The organism is Pseudomonas sp. Irchel 3E13 (assembly GCF_900187455.1).
Classification (GTDB): Bacteria; Pseudomonadota; Gammaproteobacteria; order Pseudomonadales; family Pseudomonadaceae; genus Aquipseudomonas.
The window spans coordinates 124,050-139,710 of record NZ_FYDX01000018.1; the positions used below are offsets into that span (position 1 = coordinate 124,050).

11 protein-coding genes and 2 pseudogenes are annotated in these 15,661 nt (G+C 62.2%); 6 read left to right on the plus strand and 7 right to left on the minus strand.

Annotated elements, in window-relative coordinates; translation table 11 throughout:
* Nucleotides 1-21: 21 nt before the first annotated feature.
* From CKW37_RS27065 to CKW37_RS27070, 3 genes are all read left to right on the plus strand, one after another.
* On the plus strand, nucleotides 22-6,372 hold the full coding sequence (locus CKW37_RS27065) for a calcium-binding protein (protein WP_159985328.1): 6,351 nt from the start codon (nucleotides 22-24) through the stop codon (nucleotides 6,370-6,372).
* Nucleotides 6,373-6,545: 173 nt separating this feature from the next.
* Nucleotides 6,546-6,680 (plus strand): PSPA7_2676 family Cys-rich small protein, encoded by a 135-nt coding sequence (locus tag CKW37_RS33455; protein ID WP_256680117.1) that lies wholly within the window; start codon nucleotides 6,546-6,548, stop codon nucleotides 6,678-6,680.
* 9 nt (nucleotides 6,681-6,689) lie between these two features.
* On the plus strand, nucleotides 6,690-7,547 hold the full coding sequence (locus CKW37_RS27070) for a Ku protein (protein ID WP_095159255.1): 858 nt from the start codon (nucleotides 6,690-6,692) through the stop codon (nucleotides 7,545-7,547).
* Between the two features lie 282 nt (nucleotides 7,548-7,829).
* On the opposite strand, the gene CKW37_RS27075 is transcribed toward CKW37_RS27070, so the two are convergent.
* The 6 genes from CKW37_RS27075 to ligD are packed head-to-tail and all read right to left on the minus strand — an operon-like array spanning nucleotide 7,830 to nucleotide 13,578.
* Entirely contained in the window at nucleotides 7,830-8,483 is a 654-nt protein-coding gene (locus tag CKW37_RS27075; RefSeq protein WP_095159256.1) for a glycosyltransferase family 2 protein, read from the minus strand.
* Complete coding sequence (locus tag CKW37_RS27080; protein ID WP_095159257.1) at nucleotides 8,480-9,079, minus strand: bifunctional 2-polyprenyl-6-hydroxyphenol methylase/3-demethylubiquinol 3-O-methyltransferase UbiG; 600 nt, start codon at nucleotides 9,077-9,079, stop codon at nucleotides 8,480-8,482. The genes CKW37_RS27075 and CKW37_RS27080 overlap by 4 nt, the downstream gene beginning before the upstream one ends.
* The gene (locus CKW37_RS27085; RefSeq protein WP_095159258.1) at nucleotides 9,076-9,828 is read right to left on the minus strand and encodes a PIG-L deacetylase family protein; all 753 of its coding nucleotides are present in this window, start codon (nucleotides 9,826-9,828) and stop codon (nucleotides 9,076-9,078) included. Before CKW37_RS27085 ends, CKW37_RS27080 begins: the two co-directional genes overlap by 4 nt.
* The gene (locus CKW37_RS27090; protein ID WP_095159259.1) at nucleotides 9,825-10,868 is read right to left on the minus strand and encodes an acyl-CoA dehydrogenase; all 1,044 of its coding nucleotides are present in this window, start codon (nucleotides 10,866-10,868) and stop codon (nucleotides 9,825-9,827) included. The genes CKW37_RS27085 and CKW37_RS27090 overlap by 4 nt, the downstream gene beginning before the upstream one ends.
* On the minus strand, nucleotides 10,865-11,128 hold the full coding sequence (locus CKW37_RS27095; RefSeq protein WP_095159260.1) for a hypothetical protein: 264 nt from the start codon (nucleotides 11,126-11,128) through the stop codon (nucleotides 10,865-10,867). Before CKW37_RS27095 ends, CKW37_RS27090 begins: the two co-directional genes overlap by 4 nt.
* Entirely contained in the window at nucleotides 11,128-13,578 is a 2,451-nt protein-coding gene (ligD, locus tag CKW37_RS27100) for a DNA ligase D (protein WP_095159261.1), read from the minus strand. Before ligD ends, CKW37_RS27095 begins: the two co-directional genes overlap by 1 nt.
* 167 nt (nucleotides 13,579-13,745) lie before the next feature.
* Between ligD and CKW37_RS27105 the strand changes: the two genes are divergently transcribed.
* Entirely contained in the window at nucleotides 13,746-14,225 is a 480-nt protein-coding gene (locus tag CKW37_RS27105) for a phosphotransferase system, HPr-related protein (RefSeq protein WP_095159262.1), read from the plus strand.
* A gap of 17 nt (nucleotides 14,226-14,242) precedes the next feature.
* Nucleotides 14,243-14,479, plus strand: coding sequence for a metallothionein (locus CKW37_RS27110; RefSeq protein WP_095159269.1), 237 nt, complete (start codon nucleotides 14,243-14,245; stop codon nucleotides 14,477-14,479).
* 103 nt (nucleotides 14,480-14,582) lie between these two features.
* On the opposite strand, the pseudogene CKW37_RS27115 reads toward CKW37_RS27110, so the two are convergent.
* Nucleotides 14,583-14,930, minus strand: a pseudogene (locus tag CKW37_RS27115) (DUF72 domain-containing protein); the annotation flags it as partial.
* 244 nt (nucleotides 14,931-15,174) lie between these two features.
* On the opposite strand from CKW37_RS27115, the pseudogene CKW37_RS27120 reads away from it, so the two are divergent.
* Nucleotides 15,175-15,661: pseudogene (locus CKW37_RS27120) on the plus strand (TnsA endonuclease N-terminal domain-containing protein); the annotation flags it as partial.

Below are 15,661 nucleotides of genomic sequence, written 5' to 3' on the forward strand. Positions count from 1 at the left end.
GGGAACTCATTTGGCGGACATATGTGGTTCGACTTGAAGAATGGCGCCGGTGAGACCGGGACCTACGGTTTTGGGCCGGAAACATCAGGTACGCCCGTAGGCCCTGGAAATATCACGCATTTAGATAACTCGACGTACGAGTATGTGGCTTACTCGCAGACGATAGAAATCTCTGATGCGCAGTACGCGGCAGTGAAGAAGTTTGTCAACGATCCCGCCGCGTACGGTTTTGATGTGAAAAACTACAATTGGTTAAACAATAGTTGTGTGGACTTTGTCTGGGGCGCCATGGGTGCTGGTGGAATTAACCCAGCGGGCTATGAAGGGAAAATACTGCCCATCGCCAATTTCGAAAGGTTGTTTTGGACCAAGCAGTTGTTCGACAAAGCCAACGAAACGGTTTCGCCCTTGATCCTCGACCTAGATGGCGATGGTGTCGAAACCCTCGGCAAGAGCTCCAATATCTACTTCGACCATGACGGCACCGGTTTCGCCGAGCAAACCGGCTGGGTCGGTGCGGATGACGGTGTGCTGGTATGGGATCGCAACGGCAATGGTCGGATTGACGACGGCAGCGAACTGTTCGGCAACCACACGGTGTTGGCCAATGGTCAGAAGGCGGCCAACGGCTTTGCCGCACTCGCGCAACTGGACAGCAACCAGGATGGCAAGGTCGATTCTTCCGATGGCGCTTTTGCCCAGTTGCGCATCTGGAAGGACAGTGACAGCAACGCTAGGCTCGGCGAGGGAGAACTGCTTACCCTCGACCAGGCCAACGTTGCCAGTATTGGCACTGCGTATATCAACCAGACCCAGGTCGATGTGCACGGTAACGAAATTCGCCAGGCCGGTTCGTACACCAACAGCCAAGGCGCTGTGCACGATGTGAAAGATGTCTGGTTCAGCGTGGACAACGCTAGGACCGTCGACCTCAATCTCGTGACTCTGAGGGCTGAAGTACAGGCGCTGCCTAACGCTGAGGGCTCTGGCAATGTGGCGAGTCTGCACCAAGCGATGGCCCGCGACGGCAGCGGCACATTGAAGGAGCTGGTTGAGGCTTTCGCGGGTGAGACCAACGCCACGGCCCGACAGACGTTGGTGGACAAGATCATTTTCGCCTGGAGTGGTGCCAGCCAATACGGCAGCAGCAGCCGGGGCGGCTACATCGACGATGGCCGGAAAATCTACGCGCTTGAGGCTTTCCTTGGATCATCGTTCATTCAGTCCTCGGGCACCAACGTCGGCACTGGCAATCCCGGGCCTAATGCAGCCGCCAAATTGATGCAGGCTTACGCGGTTTTGTCCGACTCCATTGCTGCGGAGTTGATGTTGCAGACTCACTACCAGCCGTTGGTCGCGGGGCTGCTGTGGACCTTCGACGGCAATCAATACTCATTCGATGTGGCTGCGCTGGTGCAAACCTTCAGAGCGTCCTACAACGCCGATCCGGTTGCCGGCAAAGATCAGTTGCTGGCGTTCGCGCACGCACTTGACGTAGCACCCGGCGTTTGGAACCAGGTAATGCTGAGCAGTCTGCGCAAAACCGCTGATCCTGCGGGGCAAGGTTTCGATCAATTGTTAGGGAATCTAGGGCATACGCTGGGCGGAGGCGGTAACGATGAGCTTTATGGGGATGTGCAGGCGAACGTCCTGGTTGGTTTGTCGGGCAACGACACCCTGTACGGGGATGCCGGCAATGATGCCTTGGACGGAGGCAGCGGGAATGACTATCTGAGCGGTGATGCGGGCTCCGATACCTATCACTTCAGCCGTGGTTGGGGGCAGGATACGCTCAACAACTTCGATAGTAGCAGTGGCAAGCAGGACGTCATCGTGTTCGATGCCACTGTTGCGACCGCTGATGTGCGTGCCAGTCGGGCGGGTGACAACTTGGTACTGTCGCTGGCGGGCAGCACGGATAAAGTTACGGTCGTCAATTTCTTCATCAACGACGGCGTCAATTTCTATCAGATTGAGCAAGTCCGTTTCAACGACGGCACGGTCTGGACGCCGCAGCAGATCATGGCCGCCGTTGCGCTCAGCACTGACGGCAATGACACGCTGTATGGTTACTCGGGGGCCGACACTCTTAGCAGTGGTACGGGCAACGATATCTTGTACGCAGCGCAGGGCAACGATGTACTCGTCGGTGGCAGCGGCAATGATCGCCTCGAAGGGGGCAGTGGTTCGGATACCTACCTGTTCAATCTTGGCGATGGCAAGGATGTCATTCTGGAGAACTCCACGGTCATTGGCGATATTGACGTGGTGCGCTTTGGGGAAGGAGTCCTTGCTTCCGACATCAGCGTCAGTACCCAGGGTGCCAACCTCTTACTGCGCCATGCCAACGGTCTCGACCAGATCACCGTGCTGGGCTGGTTCAACCAGACCGGCCCGCGCTATCAGATCGAGCGCATTGAGTTCGCCGACGGAACCCTTTGGACCGGCGCGCAACTGAGCAGTGCCTTGCTCAACCCCGTGGGGACGGAAGGCGACGACATACTAACGGCGGTGGATGTGAGCATCGGGCAATCGCTGGTGGGCAATGGCGGCAACGATACTCTGACTGGCGGCGATGGCGGTGACAGGCTGGAAGGCGGGCGGGGTAATGACCGCTTGAATGGTGGTCAGGGTTCTGACCGGTACGTGTTCAACCTGGGCGATGGCCAGGATGTGATCTTCGATGACAACTGGATTTCCTCAGACACTGATGTGTTGAGCTTCGGAGCCAGTGTCGCTGCGTCCGATATCACTGCCAGCCGCTCGGGCACTCACTTGGTTCTCAGTCATGCCAACGGCCAGGATCGGGTGACGATTATCGACTGGTTCTACCAGGCCGGTGGTCGTTACAAGCTGGAAAAGTTCGAGTTTGCGGACGGCACTGTCATTACTGGCGATCAGATGACCACGGCGTTGATGACCACGATGGGAACGGACGCGGATGACACCCTGGAGGGGGCCAACTCCGGCAACCAGACTATGTTGGGCTTGGGGGGCAACGACACCATCACTTCGGGTAGTGGTAGCGACATGCTTGAGGGGGGACTCGGCAATGATGTGTTGAGCGCTGGTGATGGCAACGATGTGCTGATCGGCGGGCGTGGCAATGATCGCTTGAACGGCGGTCGAGGTGACGACCGGTACGTGTTCAACTTTGGCGATGGACAGGATGTGATCTTCGATGACAATTGGATCTCCTCGGGCACCGATGTGTTGAGCTTCGGAGCTGGTATCGCCGCCTCCGACGTTACCGTCAGCCGTTCGGGCACCCACCTGGTCCTCAACCACGCCAACGGTCAGGATCGGGTGACCATCCTCGACTGGTTTTACGCCTCCAACGGTGCCTATCAACTGGAGCGTATCGAGTTCACTGATGGCACCCTTTGGACCCGAGCCCAAGTGACGGCGCCATTCCTTCAACAAAGCGGCACTGAAGGCGACGACGTCATCAACGGACTTTCCGCATCTTTCAACCAGGCGCTATTGGGCAATGGTGGCAATGACACGCTTACAGGCGGCGATGGAAATGACAGGTTGGAAGGTGGGAGGGGCAACGACCGTCTGAATGGTGGTCAAGGGGCCGACCGGTACGTCTTTAACCTGGGGGACGGCCAGGATGTGATCTTCGATAGCCATTTGCTCTCCTCGGATATCGATGTATTGGCCTTTGGAACCGGCATCGCAGTGTCGGATATCACCGCCAGCCGTTCGGGCACAAGCCTGGTTCTGAGCCACTCCAATGGCCAGGATCAGGTGACAATCCTAAGCTGGTTCTACGAGGCGGGTGGCCGTTACAAACTGGAACGGTTCGAGTTCGCGAACGGAACCGTCCTGACCGGCGACCAGATGACCGCGCCTTTGATGACTTCGATGGGGACGGAGGTCGATGACATTCTGGTAGGTGCCAACTCTGGCAACCAGATGATGTCAGGCCTGGGTGGGAACGACACCATCACTTCAGGCAGCGGCAACGACATGCTCGAAGGTGGTCTGGGTAACGATGTCCTTAATGCGGGAGAAGGCAATGATGTGCTCATTGGTGGGGTGGGCAATGACCGGCTGAACGGCGGTCAGGGTTCCGACCGGTACGTGTTCAACCTGGGCGATGGTCAGGATGTGATCTCCGATGACAACTGGATCTTCTCGGGAACCGATGTCTTGAATTTCGGGGTTGGTATCGCCGCATCCGATATCACAATCAGCCGCTCGGGTACCAGTCTGGTGCTGAGCCATAGCAACGACCAGGACCGGGTGACGGTCCTTAACTGGTTCGGCGACCCCGGCAGCCGCTATCAACTGGAACGTATAGAGTTCGCTGACGGCACCCTGTGGACCAGCGCCCAGGTGACGGCTCCGTTCCTTCAACAAAGCGGTAGTGAGGGCGACGATGTCATCACCGGACTTGCCGCTGGGTTCAGTCAGGTGCTGCTGGGCAACGGTGGGAATGACACGTTGACCGGTGGAGAGGGCAACGACCGCCTAGAAGGCGGGCGCGGCAATGATCGTCTGAATGGTGGTCAGGGTTCCGACCGGTACGTGTTCAACCTGGGCGATGGCCAGGATGTGATCTCCGATGACAACTGGACCTTCTCGGGAACCGATGTCTTGAGTTTCGGAGTCGGCATCGTCGCATCCGATATCACTACCAGCCGCTCGGGCACCAGCCTGGTACTGAGCCATGCCAATGGTCAGGACCGGGTGACGATCCTTAACTGGTTCTATGACCCTGGCACCCGCTATCAACTGGAGCGTATAGAGTTCGCTGATGGCACCCTGTGGACCAGCGCCCAGGTGACGGCGCCGTTCCTTCAGCAAAGCGGTGGTGAGGGCGACGATATCATCACCGGCCTTGCCGCTGGGTTCAGTCAGGTGCTGCTGGGCAACGGTGGGAATGACACGTTGACCGGTGGAGAGGGCAACGACCGGCTAGAAGGCGGACGCGGCAATGATCGTCTGAATGGTGGTCAGGGTTCCGACCGGTACGTGTTCAATCTGGGCGATGGCCAGGATGTGATCTCCGATGACAACTGGACCTTCTCGGGAACCGACGCCTTGAGTTTCGGAGTCGGTATCGCCGCATCCGATATCACCACCAGCCGCTCGGGTACCAGCCTGGTGCTGAGCCATGCCAATGGTCAGGACCGGGTGACGATGCTCGACTGGTTCTTAGAGGCCAGTAGCCGTTATCAAGTGGAGCGTATCGAGTTCGCCGATGGCACGCTTTGGACCAGTGCTTCACTGAACACCGCACTAATGTTGCAGCTCGGCACCGACGGCGACGACGTGATGGTCGGTGTTACTGCGGCCTATAACCAGACCCTGCTCGGTGGTGCGGGCAATGACCGGATCACTGCCGGCAGCGGCAGCGACCGCCTAGAAGGCGGTAGCGGTGACGATCGCCTCGACGGAGCGGCTGGAGCCGATACGCTTATTGGTGGTACTGGCAACGACACCTATGTCGTGGACAATGCCGGTGACTCCGTACAGGAAAACCTGGGCGAGGGCATCGACATGGTCGAAAGCTCCATCTCCCTGACACTCAAGGCTAACGTGGAAAATCTTTTGCTGCTCGGCAACTCTGCGTTGAACGGCACCGGCAATGAGCTCGATAACGTGCTAACGGGCAACAGCGCTGCCAACATATTGATTGGCGGTGGGGGGAACGACCGCCTGGACGGCAGGGCGGGTGCCGACACCCTACAGGGCGGGCTTGGTGACGATACCTATGTGGTTGAGCGAGCCACCGACGTGGTAGTGGAAAACGTCAACGAGGGTATCGACACCGTCGAGTCGAGCGTTTCGCTGACCCTGGGCAATAACCTGGAGCACCTTACGCTCCTGGGTAGCACCGCGCTTAACGGCACTGGTAACGCGTCAGACAACCGGCTGACGGGAAATAGCGCGGCTAACACTCTCACTGGCGGGGCGGGCAACGATTTTCTGGACGGTGGCGCGGGAGCTGATGTGCTGGTGGGCGGTGAAGGTCACGATACCTATTTGTTTGGCAGGTCGTATGGCAGCGATACGGTGGTTGAGAATGGCGTGACGGCGGGCAATGCCGACCTGCTTCGCTTCATGGACGGGATCGCCCGTGATCAGTTGTGGTTCAAGTCGGTCAGTGGTACCCAGAACCTGGAGATCAGTATTGTTGGCACTACTGACAAAATCACGGTCAAGGACTGGTATCAGGGCAGCGCCAACCGCGTCGAGTCGTTCGTGACGGCCAGCGGCGATGTGCTACTGGAGGCGCAGGTGCAAAATCTTGTGGACGCCATGTCCGCCTTCGCTCCGCCGCCGGCTGGGCAGACTTCGTTGAGCCAGTCCCAGCATGCCGCCCTTGATTTAGTGATCGCTGCCAACTGGCAGTCTTGAGCCGCGCAGCCTCGGCGTGCCGTCCGCGAAGGTCGGAGCGCCGGGACAGTTCGCAGGTTTGGTAGGCCCGGTGACAACCGACCGGTCGTTTACACATCCCGGCTAAACCTTTTCCACTTCCCGCGAGTCACTACCTGTAAGAGCCCGATTCACGGGTACCCGGGAGGTGGCCGATGACCTTCATCTGCCTGTTGCGTGGTTGCCAGTGGCGTTCGATGTCGAGCAGTGACGTCGAGCAAATGGATTGCCAGTGCTGTGAGCGCTGCGGTGCCGTGCGCTATCGCCGGCTTGGGATCACCCACTCTTAGGAGCGCGTTATGGCACGAGCAATCTGGAAAGGCGCGATCAGTTTCGGCCTGGTGCATATCCCTGTTGCGCTGGCGTCGGCGACGCGCAGCCAGCGGGTCGATTTCGACTGGCTGGACCAGCGCAGCATGGACCCGGTGGGCTACAAGCGGATCAACAAGGTCACCGGCAACGAGGTCAGCAAGGAAGATATCGTCAAGGCCGTTGAGTACGAGAAAGGCCGCTATGTGGTGATCAGCGAAGACGAGATTCGCAAGGCCCGGCCCGAGGCGACCCAGACCATCGATATTTTCTCGTTCGTGGCCGCGCAGGAAATCCCCTTGCAGCAGTTCGACACGCCGTATTACCTGGCCCCGGACAAGCGCGGCGGCAAGGTCTATGCGTTGCTGCGCGACACCCTCGAAAGCACCGGCAAAGTGGCGCTCGCCACTTTGGTGCTGCACACCCAGCAGCATCTGGCGATGGTGCGGCCGCTGGAGGATGCGCTGGTGCTGATCACCTTGCGTTGGCCGGATGAGGTGCGCGGCATCGACAGTCTGGAGCTCGACAGCAGTGTGACCACGGCCAAGGTCAACAAGAGCGAGTTGCAGATGGCCAAGCGCCTGGTGGAAGACATGAGCGGTAGCTGGACGCCGGATGAATACCAGAACGTGTTTCGCCAGACCATCATGGATCTGGTGGAGGAGAAGGCCAGCAAGGGCAAGATTTCGGTGGTGGAACAGGGCGAGGAAAGCGGCGGCGGCAAGGGCGCCGATATCATCGATCTGACCGAGCTGTTGAAACGCAGCCTGGGCGGGAAGGGTGGCAAGGTGGCGGAGCCGAAGAAGAAGGCGCCGGCGAGCAAGAGGACGGGGCGCAAGGCTTCGTGAGAGGCGTTATTGCTGCATGGGGATTTGAACCTCTCGCAAATCGTCGGCCGCTTGCCATTCTGTAGGAGCGGCCGTTAGCCGCGATGGGCCGCACAGCGGCCCCAAAACCATCCCGCACGAGTTAGCGGTGTGCATCCGGTATTTCTTTCGACCTTGAGCAGGCTTGAATGTGAGACCCAGACCTGCCAGAAGCAAGGCGCTGGATGGTTCTGGGGCCGCTATGCGGCCCATCGCGGCTAACAGCCGCTCCTACAGGGTTGCGCGTCAAGCCAAGGTGTTGCGTCACCCCCCCAACGATTTCAAATAATCCCCAAACCCACCCCGCGCCCGGCTGTCCAGCCGGCTGCTGGTGCTGACGCTGTTACGCGCGGTCCAGACGATATGGGCGCCGCTGGCCATCAGGGCGTTGACCAGTTCCACATCCTCGTTCAACGCCAACGGCGGGAACCCGCCCACGCGCTGGTACGCGCGGGCGCAGATGCCGAGGTTGGCGCCGTGGATATGCCGGTGATCTTCCCGCGCCTGATAACGGCTCAGGTACAGCGCCTGGAACGCCGCATTCTGTTGCGGTTGCCACTGCTCGACGTGCACCGTGCCGCACACCGCGTCCGCGGCGCAGTCCAGTTGGCACAGCAGCCAGTCCGGCGGCACGCAACTGTCGGCGTCGGTGCAGGCCAGCCAGTGCGCGCCGCGTTCCAGCATCAGCGCTGCCCCGGCCCGCCGCGCCTGGCCGACATTGCGCACATTCACTTCCAGCGTGCCCACGCCATGTGCCGCAGCGATGCGGGCGCTGTCGTCGTCGCAGCGGTCGAGGACCACGAGGATTTCCACCCGGTGTCCGGCCCCTTCTGCAGCGCGGGCTGCCAGTTGCACCGCGCTCAGGCAGCGCGGCAGGGCGTCGGCTTCGTTATGCGCGGGGATGATCACGGCAATCATGGGCAGGTCTCGTCCAGGTCGATTACGCTGGGCTGGCAGCTCCAGTACTCCAGCAAAAAGTCCGCTTCTTCATGGCGCACTACGCGGTACAGCGGCAGCCGTTGCTCCAGCAGCGCATGAACCTCACGGCCCTGCTGCGGGCAGCCGTCGATCGGGTGCAGCCAGTGGCAGGCGAGCAGGCCGCCGTCTTCGGTCAGGCTGGCGACCGACTGTTCGATCACCTGCAGCCACTGGCCGGGATCGAGGTAGTAGCCGATCTCGCTGAGAACGATGAGGTCGAAACTGCCACCCGGCCAGTCGCCGGGCAGCCGGCCCTGTTCGACCCGCGCATGCGGAAGCGGGGCCAGGCGCTCTCGCGCCAGCGTCACGGCTGTGGGGTCGAGGTCGTGACACAGCAGTTCGGAGCAACGCTCGGCAAGGGCGGCGCTGAGTTCACCGTTGGCGCAGGCCGGTTCGAAGATCCGCTCGTGAAACTGCCGCGGCAGGCTGGCCATGATCAGCTCGCGCTTGCGCCGTTCGTACCAGCGAGTGCGGAACGCCCACGGGTCGTCGCTGGCGGCGAACAGCCCGGCAAAATACTGCGCATCGACACTCATCGGAACACCAGTTCGAAAGGTTGCATCAGGCATTCGAGGGTCGCCGCCGGCAGCACCGGCGGACGGCCCTCATCGGTTTCCATCTGGCTGACATGCGCGGCGATGGCGTGCTGCTTGCGTTGCAGTGCATCGCTGCCGAGGCGCAGTTTGCAGGCCCGTTCCCACGGCAGTCGGCTGTCCTCGGGCTCGGCCCAGTACCAGGCCCACACCGGCACTTCCAGCAATTGGACGCCCTTGGCCTGAGCCGCCTGGGCACAGGCGCGGCCCACCGCTTCGTGGTCGCAATGGCCGTCACCGCGCCAGGTGCAGAGCACTTGGTCACCCGGCTGGAGAAGCTGGCTCAGGTGATTGACCAGGTAGGCTTCATCCCGCGCCACGGCGCTGTCTTTCAGGTTCAGGCGCTGCCAGGCCAAGGCCTGCACGTCGAGGCCGAGGCGTTGCAATGCATGGCGGCTTTCCTGTGGACGTTGGCGGCGCAGGCGGTGTTCGGTCCAGTGGGTGGAGCCGGGGTGGCTGCCCTCGCCATCGGTGACCGAGATCAGCAGCAGGTCCTGCTCACGCCCGCGCAGGCTGGCGAGCAGGCCGCCGCAGGCGAGGATCTCGTCGTCCGGGTGCGGCGCCACCACCACCAGGCGTTGGCCGGGCGGACAGAGTTGCTCGGGCTCGATCCAGGTCGCTCGGGCCAGGTGCGCCGAATGCTGCCAGTCGGCGGGCAGGGTGGCCGGCCGCTCGAACAGTTCGCGGCTCATAGCTGCCACGCTCCGGCCGGGAACTGCGCCAGTTGCCGGCCCAATGCCGCGAGGTCGCGCTCGGCGTGGCTCTGGCGCAGGAACACCGGCAAGTCGGCGCTGAGCCGGGCGAAGTGGCTGTTGTGGCAGTAAGGCGTTGCGCCGAGGGCGCGGCCGACATGCTCGATCACCTGATTGACCGCCTTTTCCACCTGCGCCCGCGCACGGCGCACCGGCAGTTCGGCGTTGCCGCCGGGGTGCTCGTCGATCCACGCGGCGCACTCGCGCAAGGTGGCGCGGGCGCCGCACAGCGCGGCGTCCACCGCGCCGAGGTGGGCTTCGGCGTGCGGGGCCGGGCGCGGCTTGCGGCAGTGTTCGCGCAGGTAGTCGGCCAGCGCTTCGGCGGCGCCGTACCAGCACGCCGCGATGCCGCCGCCGCCCTGCCAGAAACCGGGCCGCGACAGGTACTGCCCCGGCGAGCCGATGGCCACCGCCGGGGAACGGTCGAATTCCAGCAGCACGCTGGTGGTGGTGGCCATGCCCACCGCCTGCCAACCCTCGGCGATGATCCGCTGGCTCGGGTGCGACAACTCGATGGCCACCAGTTGCGGCTGCTCGTCGGCATCCCAGGCGGTGACCAGGGCGTTGTCGATTTGCAGGGCGCCGGAGCACCAGGCCTTGCGACCTTCGAGGATCACCCGCTCGCCGTCGCGTTCGACAATGCGCGTGCGCGCGTCTGGCGGCTCGGCGGCCCACACGCCCCAGATGCCCGGTCCGACCCGGTGGCTGGCGCCGCACTCGGCGAGGATCGCCAAGGCGTCGGTGTGGCCCTCATAGAGCTTGGCCAGGGCCAGGTCGCAGCCGGCGACCCGCGCCAGGGTCTGCCAGCGTTGCAGGGTGTGGCCCTGGCCGGGCAAGGGCAGCAGGTCGAGGTGGTCCCGCTGCAGCGATTGCATCACCAGCGGCAACTGGGTATCCAGGTGCAGCGCCTGCGGTCGCTCGGTGAAGCTGCGCAGCAGGGTGTCGAGGCTGCCCAGATCGAAATCCTGAATGATGCTCATGAGGTTGACTCCTTGGCACGTGCGGTGGCGGGCGTGTCGTTCTTGCGCAGGCCGCGCAGGTTCATGGCGAACAGGCACGCCTGCAGCACGATCAACGCCCAGGCCTGGGTGTGCCAGCCCCACACGGCCCAGAGCAGGTTGCTCGCAATAAAACAGATGAAGCCGATACGCCGCCGGCCGGGTCGCTGCGAGGCGATCCACCAGGCCGCCAGCACCGTGGCCAGCATTGCCGGCCATTGCAGCAGATCGATCCAGTCCATTATTTGCCACCCATTCGCTTGCGCATGCTGGCGCTGATGGATTGGCGGATGCCGGCGTAGTCCTGCCACGGGTCGTTGCCCTCGGCGAGGCGTTCGTGGATGTTGGCGAGGTTCCACTGGTTGGCGCCTTTGATCTCGCCCAGTTCCTCGCGCCAGATCGGCACCGACACCGGCATGCCTTCCCGCGCTCGCAGCGACCAGGCGCAGGCGGTGGTGGCGCCTTTGCCGTTGCGCAGGTAGTCGATGAAGATCCGTCCGACCCGGTTCTTCGGCCCCGACACCGCTGACAGGCGCTCGGGAAACAGCCCGGCCAGGTGATTGACGAGGGCGTGGCTGAAGTCCTTCACCTCGTCCCAGCCGGCCCGTCGCACCAACGGCACGACCACGTGAATGCCCTTGCCGCCGCTGGTCTTGAGAAAGGCGCGCAGGCCCAGTTCATCCAGCAGGGTGAGGGTCAGGGTGGTGGCTTCGACCATGGCTTTCCACGGCAGCGCGGGATCCGGGTCGAGGTCGAGAATGAAGCGGTCGGGCCGCTCGAACTGGCTGTCGGTGGCGTTCCAGGTGTGCAGTTCGAGCATGTTCATCTGCACGGCGCCGAGCAGGGTGTCCTGGCGATTGATGACCATCGCCGCCTGGCCGGCCTGGTCCTTGTCGTAGCTTTTGACCCCTGGCAGATCAAGGTGGGCGACGTGCTTCTGGAAGAACAGCTCGCCGCTCAGGCCGTCCGGCGCCCGCACCAGCGCGACCGGGCGGTCCTTGAGGTGCGGGAGGATCAGTTCCGAGACCTGCGCGTAATACTCCGCCACCTTGAGTTTGGTGGTGCCGCTGCTGGCGTCGATGATGCGCTCGGGGTGGGTCAGGTGCAGGCTGGCGCTTTTTTTCGCGGGCATGGCGCGCTCCAGGTTGATGCCGTTGGCCGGTTTGTCGTCGCGCAGGCCGTGGAACACGGCGTGGCGGACGATGCCGTCGCGGGTCATCTGGGCAAAACTGACTTCCGCCAGCAGCTTCGGTTTCAGCCAGTGCACGCCGCGCACCTCGGCGCCGGTGGGCGGTTTCGCCAGCGGCGGGCGCTCGACTTCCAGCGGGCTCAGGCGTTGCAGCAGGCTGTTCAGGGTCGCGGTGCTGAAGCCGGTGCCGACCTTGCCCGCGTAGCGCAATTCGCCGTCGTCGTGCAGGCCGAGCAACAAGGCGCCGAAGGCACTGCGGCTGCCTTTCGGATCGGTGTAGCCGAGCACCACGAATTCCTGGCGCTTCTTGCATTTGAGCTTGATCCAGTCGCTGCTGCGGCGCTCGACGTAGAGGCTGTCCAGGCGCTTGCCGATCAGCCCTTCGAGGTTCAACTGGCAGGCGCTTTCCAGCAGCGAATCCACCGGCTCGGCGAACGCCGCCGAGTAGCGCAGGGCGTCGGGCGCCTTGGCCAGCAGTTTCTCCAGCGCCGCGCGGCGCTCTTGCAGCGGGGATTGGCGCAGGTCGTGGCCGTCGAGAAACAGCAGGTCGAACAGGTAGTAGGTGATGGGCTCGTCGCGCTCGGTATCGAAGGCGTTTTGCAGGGCCTGGAAATCCGCCACGCCGTTTTCGTCGGCGACGACCATCTCGCCGTCAAGCCAGGCCGAACGGATTTTGAGCTTCTTCAACGCGGCGACCTGATGGGGCATTTTCGACGTCCAGTCATGGCCATTGCGGGTGAACAGGCTCACCTCGCCGGCGTCGATGCGGGCGAGGATGCGGTAGCCGTCGAACTTGATTTCGTAGAGCCAGTCGCCGTCCGGCGCGGCGTCTACCAGGGTCGCCAGTTGTGGCTTGATCTGCGCGGGGAGGGCGCTTTGCGCGGCGGCTTTTTTAGCGGGGCGGGCGGTCTTTTTCGCAGTGGCGGGTTTCGTCGTCGAGGGCAGGCTGCGGTCGCTGATGACGCTGTCCGGCGCGGCGTCGAGGATGTCGTAGTCGCTGGCGTCGCGGGCGAGTTTGTCGGCGGATTTCACCAACAGCCACTGTTCTTTCTTGCCCGCGAGGTGGGTACGAAACAACGCCCAGCGACCGCCGAGTTTTTCGCCCTGCAATTCGAAATGCAGGCGGCCGCGGGCGTAGTCCTGCCGCGGGTCGCCTTCGGGAATCCAGACGCCGCGATCCCAGACGATCACGTCGCCGGCGCCGTAATGGCCTTCGGGGATGTGGCCCTCGAAACTGGCGTAGTCCAGCGGGTGGTCTTCGACGTGTACGGCGAGGCGTTTCACGCTCGGATCGAGCGACGGGCCCTTGGGAATTGCCCAGCTTTTCAGGGTGCCATCCAGCTCCAGGCGGAAGTCGTAGTGCAGGTGGCTGGCATCGTGTTTCTGGATGCAGAACTGCAACGCCCGCGCCGGTTTGCCGCGGGCCTGCTTGCCGGCCGGCTCGGGGCTGGCGGCGAAGTCGCGCTTGCGCTGGTACTCCTGCAAGGGCTTGGGCTTGGCCATGGCGGGCTCCGATCGATGGCGAGAGGAATCTGCGTCCTTTCAAGTGGGAGCGGGCGCTGGCGACAGGAGTTCAATCCGCCTGCCGCCGACCGGATGGCGGAAAGTCTGAATCATTGGCGCGGTGGGGGAGTCGACTCCATGAGAGCCCATCTGACACCGAGGCAGTCATGATCGAGAAGAGCGATAAACCCGCAGAAGCCACGCCACATCAGGCCCAGGAAATCGACGATATCCAGGACCGCATGGGTGAAATGCGCGAACTGGACTTCAGCGACCGCAACGACGAGCGCCAGGGCCGTGCCGGGGATGCCCGTCCGGGCCGCGAGGTGGACGAGGAATTTCCCCGTGAGCGCGTCGAGCGCAGCGGCATGAGCGGCGGAGAGACCCTCACCGAAAGCCAGCACGAAGACAACGTCAACTACGACGACCTTAGCCCCGACACGCTGTATGACCAGACCGGCGCCCGTGATGCGTTCGAGCGCGGTGGCGATGGCCCTGCGGACCAGGAATTGCGTCGCGTCGATGGCGCGGAGATTGGCGGTGGTCTTGGCCTTGATGAGGCCGAACTGGCCCGCTCGGCGCCGCTGGATGGCAAACCCTGGACCGACCGTGTCTCGCCTGTCGAAGGCGACGACGAAGAACAATGAGCGAGGAGGAAATGACCATGTCCGATCATCACTGCGCCTGTCCTGGCTGCACCTGTGAAGTGGACGCCAATGCCGTGGTCCGCGATGGCCAGGCCTATTGCTGCGAGGCCTGCGCCGGCGGCCATGTCCACGAAGAGCCGTGCAGCATGGGCGAATGCCATTGTGGCGACGGCAAGCCGGAACAGCCGAACGAATCCAATGTGGATAACGCACTGGAAGAGACATTTCCGGCGAGCGACCCGATTTCGCCTTGAGCCGGCCCTGCGATCGAGCGCCGCTCCTACAGTACCGTCACCACGACACCGACCCCTGTAGGAGCGAGCTTGCTCGCGATGAGGCCCGCACGCCGCCCCTCTCTCAAACCTCCCAGACTTCCCCCGGCACCGTCTCCAGCCCACCCGCAAGCTTCAGCCGCTCCAACAAATCACGCGCATCAAAGGGCGCGCGGACCTTGAGGTCGTTGTCGAAGTAGCAATAGACATCCTTGGCGCCTTTCACCGCGTCCTTGCGCCCCCCGGCCAGTTGGGCATCAGCGGGCTGCTGGCCGCGGCTCCAGGTACGGATGCGCTGAGCCCAGCGTTCCAGCGCGGATTCGGTGTAGCCACTGGCGTACAGCTCGGCATCGCCATGCAGGCGCAGATAGAGGAAATCGGCGGTCAAGTCTTCCAGGTACGGCCACTTGCCGGCGGTGTTGGTTTTCAACAATAAAGATTGACACAAAACAATAAAGTTTGACACGCATGAACATAGATTGACACAAGGCTCAAACCCCCGTATCTACGGGGGTTTTCCTTTCCAGGCTTTCCCTTTGGTCTGGAATCATCGCTTCAACTTTCAGCGGGTGTAGTCTGGAAAATGTTTTGAATGCGGCCGCTTTGGCGGTCGTGTCCTTCTACGACTTTTTCTCGACGCGAGGTGAAGCGGTCCGCATCGACTGAGGAGGCGTGGGTTGCGAGGTCGTAAATTTGCATCACAGCAGGACATTGAACGGCACATCGCAAATGGATTTGGCGAAGGCGCCGGGGCAAGCTACGTGCCTTGGCTGCGGGTACAAGATGTCCCGTCGATAGGTCGTTCGCACAAGATTCAAGGTGTGAAGATCGAGAGGATTCATCACCTCCTGTCAGATCTCGAGCGTTCCTACTTCCTTGTGTGTGAATTTTCTGAAGACGTCGTGGATATCCGGGAGCAATACCCTTTACTACCCACAGGGCGTGCGCAAGCGATAGCGTCGGCGATCGATGTACGCTATCCAAGATACCCTAGAACAACACTGCCTTATGTGATGACAACAGACTTCCTGTTAACTGTTAAGGATGCTCCGATCAACTTGTCGTGCAGCCGCGGCAAGTTGCAATTTTCCAGGCACCTACAGCGTTATTGGACGAAAAGTGACCGAAAAATCATGTACGGAGAGCTTTTTCGACCGGTTCTCC